Raw genomic sequence first — 13,295 nt, forward strand, 5'->3', positions numbered from 1 at the left:
TGACGAGCACACACGAACCCGCCGCGCGTACGGCCGCGGTGACGAGCGGCGCTCTGGTGGCGCGTGAGCTGGCCGGGCGCACGGCCGTGGTGACGGGTGGCGGCAGCGGCATCGGGCGCGCCTGCGCGTACCGGCTCGCCGCCGCCGGGGCGCACGTGATCGTGGTCGACCTGTACGGCGAGGCGGCGGCCAAGGTGGCGACGGAGATCGGCGGCACCCCGGTGGCCGCCGATCTGGCCGATCCCGGGTTCCTCGACGCGATACCGGACCTCGCGTCCGTCGACATCGTGGTCAACAACGCGGGATTCCAGCACGTGGCGCCGATCGAGACGTTCCCGCCCGAGGTGTTCAGCCGGATCATGAAGGTGATGGTGGAGGCCCCGTTCCTGCTGGTGAGGGCCGTACTGCCGGGGATGTACGAGCGGGGATGGGGACGGGTGGTCAACATGTCCTCGGTGCACGGACTGCGAGCCTCGCCGTACAAATCCGCTTATGTCACTGCGAAGCATGCACTGGAAGGGTTGTCCAAGGTCATCGCGCTGGAAGGCGCTCCGCACGGGGTGACCTCCACCTGTGTCAACCCCGCCTATGTGCGCACCCCACTGGTCGAGGCCCAGATCTCGGCGCAGTCCGCCTCACACGGCGTCGAGCCGGACGAGGTGATCGAGCACATCATGCTGGCCCCGGCCGCGATCAAGCGGCTGGTCGAACCCGAGGAGGTGGCCGAGTTGGTGGCTTTCGTCTGCGGACCGCACGGCTCGTTCGTCACCGGAGTGTCGTTACCGGTGGACGGGGGCTGGACGGCACGCTGAAGAATGGACGCCATGGACACCCGCGTCTACCTTGAGCTTCTGGCCAGGGACGCCTCCGCGGTCGAGTTCGAGGGCCCGGTGCTGCAGGCGCGCGCGGCGGGCGCGGACCCGGCGGTGATGGAGGAGCTGGAGCAGGCCAAGGTCGCCGCGCTCAAGGTGCGCGCGCTGCTGCGGCGCAGGGCGCGCCGGGAAGCCGAGCTGTCGGCGCTGTTCGACACCGCGAGCGACCTGGCGGCGCTGCGCGACCTCGACGCGGTGCTGGCGGCGATCGTGCACCGGGCACGGCAACTCCTCGGCACCGACACCGCCTACCTGACCCTGCACGACGTGGAGCGCGGCGACACCTACATGCGGGTGACCGACGGCACGATCTCGGCCAGGTTCCGGGCGTTGCGGCTGCCGATGGGCGCGGGGCTGGGCGGGCTGGTGGCGCAGTCCTCCACGCCCTACTCCACACCTGACTACTTCGCCGACGAGCGCTTCCGCCACAAGACCGACATCGACGCGGCCGTGGAGGAGGAAGGGCTGGTCGCGATCCTCGGCGTGCCGCTCAAGCTGGGCGCCCGGGTGATCGGCGTGCTGCTCGCGGCCGACCGCAGCGCCCGGCCGTTCCTGCAGGAGGAGGTCGCGCTGCTGGCGTCGCTGGCCGCGCACGCCGCGGTCGCCATCGACAACGCCCGGCTGCTCCAGGAGACCCGGGCCGCGCTCGCCGAGCTGAGCGAGGCCAACCGGACCGTCAGCGCGCACAGCGCGGCCGTGGAGCGCGCCGCGCTGGCCCACGACCGCATGACGGGCCTGGTGCTGCGCGGCGGCGGGGTCGAGGACGTGGCGGCGGTGGTCACCGAGGTGCTCGGCGGCACCCTGGCGGTCCTCGACGACACCGGCCGGCCGCTGCTCGGCGACGTCGGGAAGCTCGACGCGGGCATCTTCGACGCCGCCCAGTCCTCCCGCGCGCTCGGCCGTACCGTCAGGCGCGGCAATCTGCTCGTCGCGTCCGTGGACGTCGGCGCCGAGCCGCTCTGCACGCTGGTGCTGCGCGCCGAGGACCAGGTCGCGGACACCGACCAGCGCATCCTGGAACGGGCGGCGCTGGTCACCGCGCTGCTGCTGTTGTTCCGGCGGAGCGTGGCCGAGGCCGAGGGCCGGGTCAGGGGCGAACTGCTCGACGACCTGATCTCCCGGCCGATCGGCGACCCCGAGGCGCTGGCCGAGCGGGCCCGCAGGGTCGGCGTCGACCTGGACGCCCCGCACATCGTCGTCGTGGCCAGGCACGGCGGACACCGCGACCGCGCCTCGTTCTGGGCCTCCTCGCAGGCCACCCTCGCGCACGGGCTGGCGGCGGGCCGGGGCGACGAGACCGTGCTGCTGCTCCCCGGCGAGGCGGCGGGCCCGCTGGCGCGCAAGGTGGCGGCCGAACTGACCACCTCGCTGGGCAGCACCGCCACGGTGGGCGCTAGCGGTCCGGTGCGCGGACCCGACGGGGTCGCCGCCGCCCACCGCGAGGCGCAGCGCTGCGCCGACGCCCTCGCCGCGCTCGGCCGGACCGGTGACGGCGCGAGCGCGGCCGAGCTGGGCTTCGTCGGCCTCCTCGTCGGCGACGGGCGCGACGTGGGCGGCTTCCTCGGCGCGACCCTCGGCCCCGTCCTCGACTACGACACCCGGCGCGGGACCGCCCTGGTGCAGACCCTGCGCGCGTACTTCGGCTCGGGCGGCTCACTGTCCCGTACGGCGGAGTCCCTGCACATCCACGTCAACACGGTCACCCAGCGGCTCGATCGCGTGGGCCAGCTCCTGGGGGCCGACTGGCAGGCCCCCGACCGCGCCCTGGAGATCCAGCTCGCCCTCCGCCTGAACCGCCTCGCCGACCGAACCAAACCGCCGACGTGAGAGTGAACCTGATCAACGACGGGTCGCGGCTCGCGGATCGGATGCGGCTCCACCCGGAGCCGCTCGAACGTCGATGACACAAGCTCAAGGTTCGCCGCCACAGGACGGCTGACCGACGAACGCTGCCGGCTACTGACTGGCGGTACGTGTTGCGAGGTCTTCGTCCGTGATGGAGCGGAGCACACGGCAAGGAGCTCCGACCGCGACGGTCATGGGGGGAATACTGCGGCTGACGACGCTGCCGGCGCCGATGACCGATCCGAATCCGATACGGACGCCCGGGAGGACGACCACGTTGCTGCCGATCCAGACCTTGTCCTCGATCACGATTGGTTCCGAGAACCGCCCGAAGTCCACGCGCCGCGAGGGATGCACCGGGTGTCCCGTCGTGGTGAGTGTCACGCTGGGTGCGATCATGACGCCATTGCCTATGCGGATGTCCACGTCATCGACCAACGTGAGGTTCACGTTCCCGAAGAAGTCATCACCGACGTAGACGTTGCTTCCGAACCCGGCGTGAAACGGCGGAAGCAGCACCGTGCGTTCGCCGACTCCTCCGAAGATCGCAACGAGCAGCGATCGACGCCTTTCCGTCTCGCTCGGTGGTGTGTGGTTGTACTCGAAGATCTGCTCGGTACGGCGTCGAGGGGCCTGGAAGGCTGCTTCCGACTCGGTATAGACAAGCCCCTTACCGATCCGGGCCAGGACTTCTTCCTCATGACCTTGCGACACAGCAGTGCACTCCGTTCATCCAACCCACAAATCCGCTCCCCCTCGACCCTGCACGTCCGAAGCCTATGTGCGCCGCGACCCGAGAAGCGTCGGCCCAGCAGGCCCGGCCCGCCAACGGCGCGGGGCAGCCGAGGCGGCATGCCGTACGCCAGATCCGGCAGGCCGTGCCTGGAGGTCGAAGATCGTCCGCTGCTCGGAGGCTACAGAAGCGCGAGTGCCTTGGCCACGCCCGGGTCGCGGCCGGTGGCCAGGTCGAGGGCGGTCATGGGGGCATAGTGATCGACCGGCACGCCGATCGTGTCGATGATTTCGCGGGCGGGGCCGAGGTGTCGGATCTTGGGCAGCAGCAGGATGCTGCCGTCGTCGAGGAGGTACGCCTCGGCGGGACCGGAGACCGCTCCGGCGGTGCGGGTCCCGATGAGGGTGCCCAGGTCGTTGCCCTTGACGGCCGCACTGAAGTCATCGCAGGCCGAGGCGCACCCGCGGTCGGTGAGGACGACCAGGCGCAGGCCGAGCAGCGGGACGCTGTCGTCGGTCCGGTTGGCCACGCAGTCGCCCTTGAGCGGGCAGAAGTAGCTGGTGATCTTGCCGTGCGCGAACGCGCCGAGCAGCCGCGTCACCTCGCGAGGCGACCCGCCGCCGTTGCCGCGCAGGTCGAGGACCACTGCCTTCGGCTTACCCTGCAGCTTGGCGATGACCTGGTCGGCGGCGCCTTCGTAGAATCCGGGCAGGTGGACGTACTCGACGCCGCCGGCGAGCGTCTTCGATGTCACCACCGGACGCTGCTGTGTGATGGGGCCCTCCTTGAGCTCGACGGTGCGGGTTCGTCCCGTCGTGGGGCGCTTGAGCGTGAGCTTTACCGGGTTGGTGGCGAAGGCTTCGACGATGCTCTGGTTCACGGTGTTCCCGATGAACACCGGCACGCCGTTGACCTTGACGAGGATGTCACCGGGTCTGACGTCGGCCTTGGCCGCGGGGCTGCCGGGCAGGACGCGAGTGATGAACACCGGCGGGCGGCCCGCCGGATCGAACTGCGGGCCCCGCAGGCCCGACAGGCCCACGATGCCCGTTCCGGTCGGTCCGCCCTCCGGCGGCGGGGTCGGCTTGATCCAGCGGGCGTGGTTGTCCTGCAGTCCGGCGACCATGCCGGTGATCGCGGCGCGCAGGGCGGCGGGGTCGCCGGCGCCGAGGACTTTCTCGAAGGCGGCCCAGTCGGTGTCGCGGTTCCCGGTCAGGGCGGGCAGCCAAAGGTCGGCCCGGTCGGCGCCGCGCCGCATCAGGTCCTGGGTGTAGGCGGCGAAGGCGTTCTTCAGTAGCTCCTTCGGATCCATGGCCGGGCCGCTGTAGTAGTTGTCCAGCACGCAGAAGTACGCCTGCCGGAGCGTGTTCATCGAGGTCGGCGGCGCCGATTCGGACGGTGGCTCCTTGATGGCGGTGCAGCCCTCGCCCAGGGTGGTGGCCGGTGGGGACGACGGCTTCGGCTGGGACGTCGGGGGCGACGCAAGGGCGGACGCGGGTGCGGACATGCAGCAGGCCGTCACCAGGACGGCGGCGCAGAGGGCTCTGATCATGAGCGCAGTATGGTCAGGAGCGAGTTGCACGGCCGTGAACGGATCCGTTAACGCCGCTGTTACCCCGGTTCGGGTACAAACGCTGGCATGCGGGTTCTGGTGGCGGAAGACGAACGCGACCTGGCCGATCTCGTGGCGCTGGGGCTGCGCCGCCACGCCATGGCCGTCGACGTGGTGTATGACGGGGCCGCCGCGGCGGAACGGCTGGCGGTGCACGACTACGACGTTCTCGTGCTGGATCGGGACCTGCCCGAGATGCACGGCGACCTCGTGTGCCGTGAGCTGGTGGCGCGCGGGCAGCGTACGCGGATCCTGATGATGACGGCGGCGGCGTCGGTGCCGGAGCGGGTCGCGGGTCTCGGGATGGGGGCCGACGACTACCTGCCCAAACCGTTCGACTACGCCGAGCTGGTCGCACGGGTGCAGGCGCTGGGACGGCGCAGCCAGTCGCCGGTGCCGCCGATGCTGATGCGGCACGGGATCGTGGTCGACACGCACCGGCTGCAGGCGTCGCGGGACGGGCGGCATCTGCACCTGTCACTCAAGGAGTTCGCCGTCCTCGAAGTGCTGATGAGGGCCGGCGGGGCGGTCGTGAGCTCCGAACGGCTGCTCGAAGAGGCATGGGACGAGAACACCGACCCGTTCACGACGGTGGTGCGCGTCGTGGTCAGCCGCTTACGGGCGAAGCTGGGCGACCCGCCGTGCATCCGGACGGTTCCCGGTGCGGGATACCTGCTGTGACGACGGTCCGGGTCCGGCTCACGCTGATCTACTCCGGATTGTTCCTGCTGACCTCGGTCATCCTGCTGGTCACGGTCAACCTGCTGCTGCGCCAGGCGCTGCACGCGCGGATCGGACGGCTCCCCGTGGCGCCGGTGGCGCCGATCCTGGGGGGGCCGGTCGACCGGCAGGCGCCGCTGCCCGAAGTGGTGGACGACGTGGTCAACTACCAGTGGGAGGTGACCGCGCTGACGGTCGGGATCATGGCGCTGGTGTCGGTGGTCGTCGGATGGCTGGTCGCCGGGCGGATCCTGCGGCCCATCCACCGGATCACCGCCACCGCGCAGCGACTGTCCCTGTCGACCCTGCACGAACGCATCGCGCTCATCGGGCCGAAGGACGAACTCAAGGAACTGGCCGACACCTTCGACGCGATGCTCGACCGCCTCGAACGCTCCGTCGAGGGGCAGCGGCGGTTCATCGCGAACGCGTCCCACGAGCTGCGGACCCCGCTGGCCGTCCAACGAGCGGCGATCGAGATCGGCCTCCCCGAGGACGTCGGCGAGATCCGCGACAAGCTCCTGTTCCACAACCACCGCACGGAGAACCTCATCGACGCCCTGCTGGTCCTGGCCCAGGCGGAACACGGCCTGGAGAAGAGAACCCCGGTGGCTCTGGATCAGGTGGTACGACTCGTCCTAGCCGAAAGAGGCCCGGACGACGTCACCGTCACAACGCGGGTCGAACCGTTCGTCGTCGACGGGGATCCGGTCCTGCTGAACCGCCTCGTCACCAACCTCGTCGACAACGCGGTCCGCTACAACCGTCCCGGCGGAACCATCGGGATAACGCTCTTCCACGGAGTTCTGACAGTCCGGAACACCGGCCCAGAAGTGCCGAGGGAACGTTTCGGCGATCTCTTCGAGCCCTTCCGGCGACTCCACACGACCCGTGAGCAGGGCGCCGGGCTCGGGTTGTCGATCGTCGCCTCGATTGCGAAGGCGCACGGGGCCGACATACGGGCGAGCCCCAACCCGGGCGGCGGGCTGGAGGTCGTCGTAGTTTTCACGGGGTATCGAAGTCGGGGATTCGAGACGAATGACCTTTAGGTCCGCCCCGGCTGCCCGACCGTACAGCCGACGCTCGTCACCGGCCGTTTCCGGGGCGACTTGTGCGGGGCGATCTGTTGGTGGGTCGAGACTGTAGGCATGGAGTTCCTCTGTTACCACCGTGACCGGCCCGGCTCCGTGGCGCTGCGCGAGGAGTTGTTGGAAGAGCATTGGTCCTACATGGACCGGTACGCGAAGGAGATGATCGCCCGGGGCCCGACCCTCGACGGCGACCTGCCCACCGGCAGCGTGCACATCGTCGACCTGCCCGATCCCGGCGCCGCCCGCGCGTTCGCGTTCGACGAGCCGAACTACCAGGCCGGCGTGTACCGGGACGTGCTGCTACGGCGGTGGCGCAACACGCTGGGGCGGACAATGTGGGATTTCCCCGGCGGCCAGACCGGTGGCAACCGGTACCTGGTGCTCGGCTTCGGCACGGGGCAGGCCGCCGACCTCGCCGTACCGCCCGACCTCGCCGTGCCCGACCTGGACGGGCTGATCGCCTACGGGCCGCTGCTGGCCGACGACGGCACCACCTGGCTGGGCACGGCGGCGCTGGTCCGGGCGCCGGACCCGGACACGGCACGCGCCATCCTGACCCCGGACCGGTACGCCGACATCGAGGTGCACAACTGGCAGCCCGGCGGACGGCGGTGATGCTGTTCACCGTACGAGGGCGTGGTCGACGTCTGCTGGGTGTGGGTCGTGCTTGCGGCGGCGGTAGTAGGCGATGGTGGCAGTAGCCAGCGCGGCGCCCCAGATCGGCCAGAAGCACTCCGGCAGCCAGGCCCCCCATTCGGCCAGGGCGAACCGGCCGGCGATCGTCCACCGGACGTAGGTCAGCCCGGCCACGGTGACGATGATCGAAACGAACCCGGCGGGGATGACCGCCAGCAACGGCGGCACCCGCAGGCCGCGCAGGCCGGGGATCCAGCGCGGGAAGATCTCCCCCCACCGCTGGGTCAGGCCGAGGGTGAGCACACCGCCGAACGCGCCGAAGGTCGCCAGGTAGGCGCCCGCCAGCCACAGGCCGCCCTCGCCTTCGGCCAGGAACTCCGGGCTGACGCCGAGCGGGATGCCCAGCGCCCACGCCCACCGGGTGGCGCAGTACACCAGCGGCACCGCGACCGCGACGTACACGGCCGTCCGCCCCCGCTCAGGGGTGAACCAGTTCCTACGGCTCCGGCGTCGGCTGCCGGCCAGTGCCGCGGCGGCCAGCAGCAGCCCGCCCAGCACGCACACCAGCTGGTTGAGCACGGGCCACGGCCAGGCGTCGGCGAAGGTGGCGCCGCCCAGGCTCCAGCCGAAGACCGGCGCGACCAGCAGCAGCGGTGTGTAGGCGACGCCCATCATGAGGCGGGAGTCGGGGATCACCAGGACCAGTAGCGCGGCGATCGGCCAGGCCAGGAACAAGGGCGCGCGGCCGCCTGTGCGGGGCAGCGCCAGCGCCGTCACGGCGGTGAGCAGGCCGAAGGCGGCGATCCACCAGCCGAAGCGCGGCGTGGTGCCGGCCAGGATGGACAGTGCACCGTCCGGGTCGGGGTCGGAGGCGCCCCAGGGGAAGCCCGGCATCCCCAGCGCCCACGCCACTCCGAGCGCGCCATAGGCCAGCGCCCACAGCACCGCCGCATGATCTCGCCAGACAGAAGTGATGGTTTTCATGTGCTCAGCGTCTCGGGGCGGCAGGCTGCCGGGCCAGATGCCGTTCGGCACTGCTTGCCGCCGGTAAACGTGCTGTTCGGCACCCGTGGGCGGCTCGCAGATGCACGTATCGTCGCTCTGGTGGACTTGGTGTGGGTTGCTGCCTTGGTGTCGGTGCTGATTCCCGTTGTGGTGGCGGCGACGGGGTTCGCCCGGCCGCGGCTCAGGTCCCGTCTGCCCGCGTCGACCTGCCTGGCCGCGACCGTGTCCCTGGCCTTCACGCTGGCCCACCTCATCGGCGCGACGCGGCCCGCACCGGGTGCCGACGCGCTGGGGATGGCCGAGAGCGCGGCGCTCATGGTGTTGGTCGGCTTGGTCCTCCGGTACGCGCCGGCACGGCAGGCCGCGCCGGCCGCACTGGCGGCGGGCCTGGCCGCGGCCACCTGGCTGCTACGCGTCTTCACCCCCGCTTCGGCCCTGGAAGGGCTGGGCGTGTGCACGTTCTGGGGGCTGGGCGCGTTGCTGGCCGCCGCCGCCGGCGGTTACCTGCGTTTTCTCAACGTACGGCAGGACCGCGCGGTGGCCGACGTCCGCACCGACTTGCGGCTCCAGCTGGCCAGGGACCTGCACGACTTCGTCGCCCACGACATCAGCGAGATGGTGGCGCACGCCCAGGCGGGCATGGTCGCGGGCGATCCTCGGCAGGCGCTCGAACGTGTCGAAACCGCGGGCCAGCGGGCCATGTCGATGCTGGATCGCACCCTGGACATGCTGCACCACGATCGGCCCCTCGCTGCCGTCGGCGACCTGAGCGGCGTCCGCGAGGCCGCCGAACGCTTCTCCGTCGCCGGTCCCGCGCAGGTCCGCCTCCACATGGACCCGACCGTGGTGGTTCCGGCGGAGACCGCGGCCCTGGCCTACCGGATCGTCGTCGAAGGACTGACCAACATCCGGCGCCACGCCCCTCAGGCCGACCGGGTCGATCTCAGCGTCAGCGTCCTCTCCGGATTCTTCGAGATCACGATGACCAACGACGGCGTGAGCCGGACGCGTAGCAGCCGGCAGGGCGGCTACGGCCTGCCCGGGCTGGCCGCGCTCGTCCAGGAGCAGGGCGGCGAGCTGGTCACGCAGGCCATGCCGGAGGAGTGGTCGCTGACGGCCCGCCTGCCGCTGGCACAATCGCCGGTGTGGCCATCCGTATCCTCATCGCCGACGACCAGGAAGGCATCCGCAGCGCCTTCCGCATGATCCTCAACGCCCAGCCCGACATGACCGTGGTGGCCGAGGCCTCCGACGGCCGCGCCGCGATCGATTCCGCCAAGACGATCGAACCCGATGTCGTGCTGGCCGACATCCGCATGCCCAGGGCCGACGGCATCGAGGTGACCCGCGCCTTGGCCGGCACCGGCATTCATGTCGTGATCGTCACCACGTTCGGGCTCGACGAGTACGTGCACGCCGCCCTACGACACGGCGCCTCCGGGTTCATCCTCAAACGCTCCGGCCCCACCCTGCTCATCGAGGCCATCCGGGCCGCGGTCAACGGCGACATGCTCATCAGCCCGCAGCTCACCGTCCGGTTGCTGCGCCAGCGCAGCCTTCCCCATGAGACACCGGGCGTCGTCCTCACCGAACGCGAGGACGAAATCGCGATGATGGTCGCGCATGGCAAGACCAACGCTGAGATCGCCACGGAACTCTTCCTCGCCCCGGGCACGGTCAAAAACCACATCGCCTCCATTCAGCGCAAGACCGGAGCCAGAAATCGGGTCGGTATCGCCTCGTGGACCTGGGCCACCGGCAGAGCCGAGCCATGACGCCGTGCGCACCGGCAGTGTGCCGAGGCGTTGAAGGCTCCCGACGGTAATCAAGAAACCGAAGGATCCACGCCGAGGGGCCGGTCGTCACGGCGATCAACCAGCGCGCCCGAGAAGCGTTGGCCCCGTAGGGCCCCGCCGCGGACGGCGCGGGGCCGCCGACCTGGCATGCCGTACATTCGCGCAGCACTGGACGAAGGAAGTCCGCTGTCGCGGACAGGCGGTGGGGTACTCGAACCCTCGGTCTTGCTAATCCGAGCTGAGGGGTGCCACCGGCAGGTTGGTGTCGAGGAAGGCGACGGCCTCGTTCCAGACGCGGGCAGCGGCTTCAGGGTGGTGGAACATCGGTGCCTCGCTGTTGTGGAAGGCGTGCCCCGCCTGCTCGGCGATGTGCATCCGGACGTTGGGCCGACCCTGCGCCGCCTTCTCCACCTTCGCGACCTGGTCACGCGGGATGTAGGGGTCGCTTCCGCCGAAGACCAGCAGGAGGGGGGAGTTGATCTGGCTCATCAGTTCAGTGGAGTCGGGGACGGCCGAGCCGTAGAAGGACAGGACCGCGTCCAGTCCGCCCTGCGCCGCCAGGACATAGTTGAGAGAGCCTCCCAGGCAGAACCCGACGGAGCCGACCGCGCCGGTCACCTCGGGCATGGAGCGCAAGTGGGCGAGAGTCAGCGCGCAGTCGGCCACTCCTCTCGCGAAGTCGAAGCCGCTGGAAAGCTCGACCGACGCTCGGACCCCTTCCTCGGTGTGCTCCGCCCGCCAGTTGGGCTGGAGACGCCAGAACAGGTCGGGCGCGGCTACCACGTAGCCCAGCTCGGCGAGGTCGCGGGCGACCTTCTCGATGTACGGGCCCACGCCGAAGATCTCCTGTACGAGGAGGATGCCTGGCCCGGAGCCACCGGTCGGCGTCCAGACGCGGACGTCGAACGAGCCATCATCGGCGTTCACGGTGTCAACGCGAGTATGCATCCGTCCAAGATAGCCAGATTCGTCGAAAGACCCGGTGCTGCCTCCTAGCGGTAGACGGTGTGGGATCCGCACACCATCACCGCGGGGATGAGCGTGACGCGTTACGTCTTCGCGTCGGGCGGGCCGGTCGGCGCCTGGTCGGTGGTAGCGGACTCCGGGCCGGACTCCGGTGATCCCGCCGCTTCGCCCGAGCCCGAGCCCGAGCCCGATCCCGATCCCGATCCTGAGCCTGAGCCCGAGGCGCGCGCGAGGCGGGGACGGAGGGCGGCGGCGACGGTGCCCCAGATCCCCTTCCTGAAGAGCAGCACGACCAGCACGAAGACAGTCCCGGTGATGATGCCGATGCCGTCGAACCCGGCGGTCGCGAGGTAGTCCTCCAACTGCACGACCAGGGTGGATCCCAGCACGCCTCCCCACAGGGTGCCGATGCCGCCGAGGACGACCATCATCACGGCCTTGCCCGAGGTGGTCCAGTAGACCTCCTGGAGCGAGGCGAACCCGTGGGAGATCGCGAACAGCCCGCCGGCCAGCCCGGCGAGGCCCGCCGACAGCACGAAGGCCAGCAGCTTGTACCTGTCCACGGGGTAGCCGAGGGCCCGCGCCCGCGCCGAGTTGTCCCGGACCGCCAGCAGCACCCTGCCGAACGGCGAGCGCACGATCCGCCACGCCAGCCAGAGCCCCGCCAGCACCAGCGGCAGCCCGAAGTAGTAGAAGACAAACGGATCCGACAGATCCAGCCCGAACAGCTCCCTGGGCACCCCCTGCAGGCCGTTCTCCCCGCCGGTCAGCCCACGCCACTGGTTGGCCACGAAGTAGACCATCTGCGCGAACGCCAGGGTCACCATCGCGAAGTAGATCCCGGTCCGCCGCACCGACAGATACCCGATCGGTACGGCGAGCGCCGCCGCGAACACCCCGCCGCCGAGCACCGCCAACGGGAACGGCACCCCGGCGTGGATCGCGAGCAGCCCCGCGACGTAGGCCGAGCTGCCCCAGAAGGCGGCGTGCCCGAACGACAGCAGCCCGGTGAACCCGAGCAGCAGGTCCACCGCCACGGCGAGGAGCGCCCAGCAGGCGATGTCCATGGCCACGGGCGGGTAGACCAGCCAGGGCAGCACCAGCGCCACGACCAGCCCCGCGGCGAGCAGCAGGGGCCGCCCGGCGAGCCTTGCGACGATCACGTGAGGGCCTCCTCGCGGCCGAACAGGCCCGCAGGCCGCCACAGCAGCACAGCGGCCATCAGGATGAACACCAGCGTCTGGGAGAGCGCGGGCACATAGAGGTTGCCGAGCGAGCCGACGACCCCGATCAGGAACCCGGCGAGCACCGAGCCGAACGTCGAGCCCAGCCCGCCGATCACCACGACCGCGAAGACCGTGATGATGAGGTCGGCGCCCATCAGCGGGTTGACCGCCCGCATCGGCGCGGCCAGCACCCCGGCCAGTCCGGCGAGGGCGACGCCGAACCCGAACACCGGGGTCACCCAGCGGCCCACGTCGATGCCGAAGGCCCTGGTCAGCTCGGGCCGCTCGGTCGCCGCTCGGACGATCATGCCGACCCTGGTCCGGGACAGGACGAACCACACGGCCAGGCAGACGACGATCGAGCAGCCGAGCACGAAGACCTGGTAGGCCGGGTACTCGAACAGGCCCAGGTCGAGGGTGGCCGAGATGGGCGGCGGATAGGGCTGCGACTGCACGCCGTACTCGCGTTTGAGCAGGTCCTGGAGGATCAGGGTGAGGCCGAAGGTGAGCAGGAAGTTGTACAGCGGGTCGAGGTCGGCCAGGCGGCGGATCAGCAGCCGTTCGAGGATCACCCCGAACAGGCCGAGGGCGAGCGGGACCAGCACGAGGGCGAGCCAGAAATTGACGCCGGCCTCGGTGAGCAGGATGTAGGCGCCGAACGCGCCCAGCATGTAGAAGGCGCCGTGGGCGAAGTTGACCACGCCGAGCATCCCGAAGATGACGGCGAGGCCGAGCGCGAGCAGCGCGTAGAACGATCCGCTGACCAGGCCGTTGAACACCTGTTGCACGGCAG

At 70.4% G+C, this 13,295-nt stretch carries 13 protein-coding genes; 7 read left to right on the forward strand and 6 right to left on the reverse strand.

Annotated features, from left to right (window positions below):
- Positions 1-56: 56 nt before the first annotated feature.
- Both MBA17_RS26360 and MBA17_RS26365 read left to right on the forward strand, forming a co-directional pair.
- Positions 57-812, forward strand: a complete 756-nt coding sequence (locus MBA17_RS26360) for a 3-hydroxybutyrate dehydrogenase (RefSeq protein ID WP_238499398.1) — start codon at positions 57-59, stop codon at positions 810-812.
- 12 nt (positions 813-824) lie between these two features.
- Positions 825-2,699 (forward strand): helix-turn-helix domain-containing protein, encoded by a 1,875-nt coding sequence (locus tag MBA17_RS26365; RefSeq protein WP_238499266.1) that lies wholly within the window; start codon positions 825-827, stop codon positions 2,697-2,699.
- 129 nt (positions 2,700-2,828) lie between these two features.
- Here the strand turns inward: MBA17_RS26365 and MBA17_RS26370 are convergent, their stop codons facing one another.
- Both MBA17_RS26370 and MBA17_RS26375 read right to left on the reverse strand, forming a co-directional pair.
- A complete protein-coding gene (locus MBA17_RS26370; protein ID WP_238499267.1) occupies positions 2,829-3,431 on the reverse strand; it encodes a sugar O-acetyltransferase in 603 nt (200 codons plus the stop codon).
- Between the two features lie 200 nt (positions 3,432-3,631).
- Positions 3,632-5,002, reverse strand: coding sequence for a S41 family peptidase (locus MBA17_RS26375; protein ID WP_238499268.1), 1,371 nt, complete (start codon positions 5,000-5,002; stop codon positions 3,632-3,634).
- Between the two features lie 87 nt (positions 5,003-5,089).
- On the opposite strand from MBA17_RS26375, the gene MBA17_RS26380 reads away from it, so the two are divergent.
- The 3 genes from MBA17_RS26380 to MBA17_RS26390 all read left to right on the forward strand — a co-directional run bounded on the left by MBA17_RS26380 (position 5,090) and on the right by MBA17_RS26390 (position 7,488).
- Positions 5,090-5,743 (forward strand): response regulator transcription factor, encoded by a 654-nt coding sequence (locus tag MBA17_RS26380; RefSeq protein WP_238499269.1) that lies wholly within the window; start codon positions 5,090-5,092, stop codon positions 5,741-5,743.
- A complete protein-coding gene (locus MBA17_RS26385; protein ID WP_238499270.1) occupies positions 5,740-6,831 on the forward strand; it encodes a HAMP domain-containing sensor histidine kinase in 1,092 nt (363 codons plus the stop codon). The genes MBA17_RS26380 and MBA17_RS26385 overlap by 4 nt, the downstream gene beginning before the upstream one ends.
- A 99-nt stretch (positions 6,832-6,930) precedes the next feature.
- Positions 6,931-7,488, forward strand: a complete 558-nt coding sequence (locus tag MBA17_RS26390; RefSeq protein WP_238499271.1) for a YciI family protein — start codon at positions 6,931-6,933, stop codon at positions 7,486-7,488.
- A gap of 6 nt (positions 7,489-7,494) precedes the next feature.
- On the opposite strand, the gene MBA17_RS26395 is transcribed toward MBA17_RS26390, so the two are convergent.
- Complete coding sequence (locus MBA17_RS26395) at positions 7,495-8,493, reverse strand: hypothetical protein (protein ID WP_238499272.1); 999 nt, start codon at positions 8,491-8,493, stop codon at positions 7,495-7,497.
- Positions 8,494-8,646: 153 nt separating this feature from the next.
- Here MBA17_RS26395 and MBA17_RS26400 point away from each other — a divergent pair, with 153 nt between their 5' ends.
- Complete coding sequence (locus MBA17_RS26400) at positions 8,647-9,720, forward strand: sensor histidine kinase (RefSeq protein ID WP_238499273.1); 1,074 nt, start codon at positions 8,647-8,649, stop codon at positions 9,718-9,720.
- The gene (locus MBA17_RS26405; protein WP_238499274.1) at positions 9,660-10,289 is read left to right on the forward strand and encodes a response regulator; all 630 of its coding nucleotides are present in this window, start codon (positions 9,660-9,662) and stop codon (positions 10,287-10,289) included. Before MBA17_RS26400 ends, MBA17_RS26405 begins: the two co-directional genes overlap by 61 nt.
- Positions 10,290-10,538: 249 nt before the next feature.
- Here the strand turns inward: MBA17_RS26405 and MBA17_RS26410 are convergent, their stop codons facing one another.
- From MBA17_RS26410 to MBA17_RS26420, 3 genes are all read right to left on the reverse strand, one after another.
- Positions 10,539-11,258: a dienelactone hydrolase family protein gene (locus MBA17_RS26410; RefSeq protein ID WP_238499275.1), complete on the reverse strand. Its 720-nt coding sequence runs from the start codon at positions 11,256-11,258 to the stop codon at positions 10,539-10,541.
- A 101-nt stretch (positions 11,259-11,359) separates the two neighbouring features.
- Complete coding sequence (locus MBA17_RS26415) at positions 11,360-12,439, reverse strand: branched-chain amino acid ABC transporter permease (RefSeq protein WP_238499276.1); 1,080 nt, start codon at positions 12,437-12,439, stop codon at positions 11,360-11,362.
- The gene (locus MBA17_RS26420) at positions 12,436-13,290 is read right to left on the reverse strand and encodes a branched-chain amino acid ABC transporter permease (RefSeq protein WP_238499277.1); all 855 of its coding nucleotides are present in this window, start codon (positions 13,288-13,290) and stop codon (positions 12,436-12,438) included. Before MBA17_RS26420 ends, MBA17_RS26415 begins: the two co-directional genes overlap by 4 nt.
- Positions 13,291-13,295: the final 5 nt, after the last annotated feature.

Origin of the sequence: Dolomitihabitans soli (genome assembly GCF_022213955.1) — a bacterium.
GTDB classification, from domain to species: Bacteria; Actinomycetota; Actinomycetes; order Streptosporangiales; family Streptosporangiaceae; genus Streptosporangium_A; species Streptosporangium_A soli.